The organism is Streptomyces sp. NPDC006265 (genome assembly GCF_040613555.1).
In the GTDB taxonomy this organism is placed as follows: Bacteria; Actinomycetota; Actinomycetes; order Streptomycetales; family Streptomycetaceae; genus Streptomyces.
In genome coordinates this window covers 1-4,921 of the sequence record NZ_JBEXSH010000503.1, presented here as the reverse complement: position 1 = coordinate 4,921, position 4,921 = coordinate 1, and the positions used below count along the sequence as shown (strand labels likewise).

Genomic DNA, 4,921 nt, shown 5'->3' with positions numbered 1-4,921 from the left:
GTACGCCGTCGCGAAGTGCGGCAGCGAGCGGGACGACTGCAGGCCGCCGACCATTGTGAAGTGCGACTGGTGGCTCCCGGTCGGGCTGGTGTGCCCCGGCCGCCTCGTGCAGCCGGGAACGCACCTCCTCGTGCACGTCCCGCCGCATGCTCATCGGTCCCTCCCTCCGCCCTCGCCGGTGCGCACGCCCTCCACGGCGGGCGAGCAGCGGGGAGCGCCCAGCGCCACGTGCATCCGCTGCGGCACGCCCTGCGTCCCCAGCAACCGCTGGAGTTCGGCCATTCCCTTGGAGGTCTGGCTCTTCACCGTACCGACCGACACACCCAGCGTCAGCGCGGTGTCCTTCTCGGACAGGTCGAACGCGTGCCGCAGCACCACGCAGGCCCGCTTGCGGAACGGCAGCCTGCGCAGCGCCTCCTGCACGTCGACCACACCCGCGACGTCCGGGTTCTCGGTGTTCTCCTCGCGCTGCGACCAGAACAGGGCGATGCGCCGCCGCTCGCGCACCGCGCTGCGGATGCGGGTGCGGGCCAGGTTGGCGACCACACCGCGCGCGTACGCGGCCGGATGGTCGGCCGCACGCACCCGGTCCCAGCGGTGCCACAGCGCCAGCAACGCGTCCGCCGCCAGGTCGTCGGCGGTGTCCGACTCGCCCGTCAACAGATAGGCGAGGCGGGACAGTTCGGCGTAGTGGCGCTCGAAGAAGGCGTGGAACTCCACGGAGGCGGCGTCGTCGACGACTGTGCCCACGGGCGACCTCTCCTCGCAGCGGCTGCGGGCGCTCCCGGCCGGGACACCCTGTGGCTGTCATGTAGATGACATGTGATCATCCGGGGGAGGCCCGGACGAGATCGGGAAGCGTAGCAGCGATCGTCGGATGGTTCGTACGGAGCTTCGAACGTCGTATGGCAGGCCGGACTTCGATTTCGTAACACGAAGAAAACCTGAACGTGGTTCAACGCGACGAAAATCCAGCCAGCACCCGCACACCGATCGCCCAGGCCTCAAGGAGCACCGCGCCATGTCCGAATCGCAGAAGGTGGCCGACCGGCCCGACGCCGCACCACCAGCGGCGAACAGCGTCGACCGGTACTTCAAGATCTCCGAGCGGGGGTCCACCTTCGGCCGGGAGATACGCGGCGGCTTCGCCACGTTCTTCACGATGGCCTACATCCTTGTCCTGAATCCCATCATCCTGGGCAGCGCGAAGGACAAGTTCGGGCACCAGCTGGATGCCGTCCAGCTCACCACCGCCACCGCCCTGGTGGCCGCGGTCATGACGATCATCATGGGCGTCGGCGGCAACCTGCCCCTGGCGCTCGCAGCCGGACTCGGCCTGAACGCCGTCGTCGCCTTCCAGATCGCCCCGCTGATGAGCTGGGACGACGCGATGGGCCTGATCGTCCTCGAAGGCCTGCTGATCTGCGTGCTGGTGGTGACCGGTCTGCGCGAGGCCGTCATGCGCGCGATACCCCAGCCGCTCAAGCAGGCCATCAGCGTCGGCATCGGCCTGTTCATCGCCTTCATCGGCTTCGTCGACGCCGGGTTCGTCTCCCGCATTCCGGACGCCGCCAACACCACCGTGCCCGTTCAGCTGGGCGGCACCGGCACCCTCGCCGGCTGGCCGATGCTGGTCTTCTGCCTCGGCGTACTGCTGACGATCGGACTGCTCGCCCGCAAGGTCAAGGGCGCCATCCTCATCAGCATCGTCACCATGACCGCGTTGGCGATAGTGATCAACTCCCTCGCCGACATCAAGTCCTGGGGCCTGACCACACCCTCCTGGCCGGACAACCTCGTCGACGCCCCCGACTTCGGTCTCATCGGCCACTTCGACCTGTTCGGTGCCTTCAGCGCACCCGGCGTCGGCGTCATCACCGTCGCCCTGCTGATCTTCACGCTGATCCTGTCCGACTTCTTCGACACCATGGGCACGGTCGTCGGCATCAGTGCCGAGGCCGGTCTGCTCGACGAGGACGGCAAGGTCCCGAACCTCGGCCGGGTGCTGCTCATCGACGGTGCCGCCGCCGTCGCGGGCGGCGCGGCCTCCGCCTCCTCGGCGACCTCCTACATCGAGTCCGCGGCCGGTGTCGGCGAGGGCTCGCGCACCGGCTTCTCCAACCTCGTCACCGGCGGCCTGTTCGGCCTCGCGCTGTTCCTGACCCCGCTGCTGACCATCGTCCCGCTCCAGGCGGCGGCCCCGGCCCTGGTCGCCGTCGGCTTCCTGATGATGACCCAGGTCAAGCACATCGACTGGGATCGCTACGACATCGCCATCCCCGCGTTCCTCACCATCGCCGTGATGCCGTTCACCTACTCCATCACCAACGGCATCGGGGCCGGCTTCCTCGCCTACGTCGTCATCAAGACCGTCCTCGGCAAGGCCAAGGAGGTGCACTGGCTGCTGTGGGGAACCTCGGCGCTGTTCCTCGTGTACTTCGCCATCGATCCGATCGAGCAGCTCCACGGAGCGATGTGACGCCGGGCGCGCGCTGACACGAGGACGGGCCGCCCCCGGGGGGGGAAGGGGGCGCCCCGTCTCGTCTCTACAGACGGCTTATCGGCAGCGGAGGTTCAGTCCTTGAGCGCCGCTTGCATCATGGCCTTGGCGACCGGCGCCGCCAGGCCGTTGCCGCTGACCTCCGAGCGGGCCGCGTCCGACTGCTCGACCATGACCGCCACGGCGACCTCCTTGCCCGAGGAGTCGGACTTGCCGTACGAGGTGAACCAGGCGTACGGCACCTGGCTGTTGTTCTCGCCGTGCTGGGCCGTACCCGTCTTGCCGCCCACGGTCGCGCCCGGGACCTTGGCGTTCGTGCCCGTGCCCTTGTTCACGACCGTCTCCATCGCCGACTGCAATTGCTCGGCGGTCGAGGAGCTGACGATCTCCTTCGTGCCCGCGTCGTCGTCGTAGTCCGCCAGCACGTCACCGCCGCTGTTGGTGATCTGCGAGACCATGTGCGGCGACACCAGCTTGCCGCCGTTGGCAATGGCCGCCGACACCATGGCCATCTGCAGCGGGGTGGCCGTGACGTCGAACTGGCCGATGCCCGTCAGGGCCGTCTGCGACGGGTCCATGTCCGACGGGTACACGCTCGTGTAGGCCCGGACCGGCACATCCAGCTTGTCGTCGTCGAAGCCGAACTTCTCGGCCATCGCCTTCACCTTGTCCTGGCCCAGCTTCACGGCCATCTTCGCGAAGACGTTGTTGCACGAGTACTCCAGCGCCGTGCGGATGGTCGCGTTCGTGCAGGGCGCGTTCGGGTTCTCGTTCGTCAGGTCCCGGCTGGTGCCCGGCAGCGTGTAGGGGTCCGGGCTGTCCGTCCTGACGTCCACCGACGAGTACAGCCCGTCCTCCAGCGCGGCCGCCGCCACGACCAGCTTGAACGTCGAACCGGGCGGCAGCGGCTGCCGCAGCGCACGGTTGACCAGCGGCTTCTCCGGGTCCGAAGTGAGCTTCTGCCAGGCCGTCCCCGCGGTGTTGGCGTCGGTCAGCGAGGAGGGGTTGTACGACGGCGTCGACACGACCGCGAGGATCTTCCCGGTTTTCGGGTCGACGGCGACGGCACCGCCCTTCTTGTCGCCGAGCGCCTCGTAGGCGGCCTTCTGCACGTCCGGGTCGATGGTCGTGACCACGTTGCCCGGCTCGGCCCGCTGGTTGGTGAGGGTGTCCATCACGGACTTCAGCCGGCTGTCCGTGCCGTTGAGCAGGTCGGTGTAGATGCCCTCCAGCTGGGTCGGGGCGTATGCCTGAGACGCGTACCCCGTCACCGCCGCGTACAGCGCGCCGTCGGTGTACGTCCGCTTGTACTTGAGGTCGCCCGTCTTCGTCGGCGCCGAGCCGGTCACCGACCGGCCGCCCACGATGATGTTCCCGAGCGGCGCCGAGTACGTCTCGATCGCGTTCCGCCGGTTGTCCTTGTCGTCTGCCAGCGCCTGGCCCTCGTAGAACTGCACCCAGGTCGCCCTGACCAGCAGAGCGAACACCAGGAGCAGCGAGAAGACCGAAGCGCGCCTGATCGTCTTGTTCATTCCGAACAGGAGGACGAGCCACGCCGGGCGGATCGTTCCCCTCCGTCCTGGTTTCTCATCCGGCGGGCCGGTTTTCTCATCCGCCGTTCAGAAAGCCGGCCTCGTAGGCGGCGATCACCGCCTGCGTACGGTCCCGGGTGCCGGTCTTGGCCAGGACCGCCGCGACGTGGGACTTCACCGTGGCGGGGCCGACCTCCATCAGGCGGGCGATCTCCGCGTTGGTCAGCCCCCGCGCCATGTGCCGCAGCACCTCCCCCTCGCGTCCCGTGAGCTTCGCCACCCACACGGGAGGCGCCGGGTGCGCGCGGGCGTGCTCGGTCGCGAGGGTGCGTACGGCCGCCGGGAACAGCAGGCTGTCGCTGCGCGCCACCAGCCGGACCGCCTGCACCAGCGCGTCGGCGTCCGCCCGCTTCAGCAGGAACCCGGCGGCTCCGGCCCGCAGCGCGTCGTACACGTAGGAGTCGTTCTCGAACGTCGTCACCACGACGATCCGCGGCGGGTCGTCCAGCGTGACGAGGATCTGCTCGGTGGCGCGGATCCCGTCGGTCTCCGGCATCCGGACGTCCATGAGGACGACGTCCGGGCACAGCTCCCGCAGGACCGAGACCGCCTCGGCACCGGTGGCCGCCTCGCCCACCACCTCCAGGTCGGGCTCGGCGGAGAGGATGGCGCGCAGCGCGGTGCGGACCATGCGCTCGTCGTCGGCGAGGACGACACGGATCGGGGCCGGGCGGTTCATGCGGGTCCTTTCATCGGCAGGCGTGCGTGCAGCCGCCAGGTCTGTGGAGCGGTCGGTCCGGCCGTCGCCGTGCCGCCCCCCCCGGCGACCGCCGCGATCAGGAACACGACGTACAGGGCCTCCAGAACGTGGAACTCACCGCCCCGGTCC

4 protein-coding genes and 1 pseudogene are annotated in these 4,921 nt (G+C 69.2%); 1 reads left to right on the top strand and 4 read right to left on the bottom strand.

Annotated features, from left to right (window positions below; translation table 11 throughout):
• Both ABZ281_RS31870 and ABZ281_RS31865 read right to left on the bottom strand, forming a co-directional pair.
• Positions 1-72: pseudogene (locus ABZ281_RS31870) on the bottom strand (DUF993 family protein); the annotation flags it as partial.
• A 78-nt stretch (positions 73-150) separates the two neighbouring features.
• Entirely contained in the window at positions 151-750 is a 600-nt protein-coding gene (locus tag ABZ281_RS31865; RefSeq protein WP_356661124.1) for a SigE family RNA polymerase sigma factor, read from the bottom strand.
• 271 nt (positions 751-1,021) lie between these two features.
• On the opposite strand from ABZ281_RS31865, the gene ABZ281_RS31860 reads away from it, so the two are divergent.
• Positions 1,022-2,479, top strand: a complete 1,458-nt coding sequence (locus tag ABZ281_RS31860) for an NCS2 family permease (RefSeq protein WP_356661122.1) — start codon at positions 1,022-1,024, stop codon at positions 2,477-2,479.
• 95 nt (positions 2,480-2,574) lie between these two features.
• On the opposite strand, the gene ABZ281_RS31855 is transcribed toward ABZ281_RS31860, so the two are convergent.
• Together ABZ281_RS31855 and ABZ281_RS31850 are read right to left on the bottom strand one after the other, a co-directional pair.
• Positions 2,575-4,032, bottom strand: coding sequence for a penicillin-binding transpeptidase domain-containing protein (locus ABZ281_RS31855; RefSeq protein WP_356661120.1), 1,458 nt, complete (start codon positions 4,030-4,032; stop codon positions 2,575-2,577).
• A 76-nt stretch (positions 4,033-4,108) separates the two neighbouring features.
• The gene (locus ABZ281_RS31850; RefSeq protein ID WP_356661118.1) at positions 4,109-4,771 is read right to left on the bottom strand and encodes a response regulator transcription factor; all 663 of its coding nucleotides are present in this window, start codon (positions 4,769-4,771) and stop codon (positions 4,109-4,111) included.
• Between the last annotated feature and the right edge of the window lie 150 nt (positions 4,772-4,921).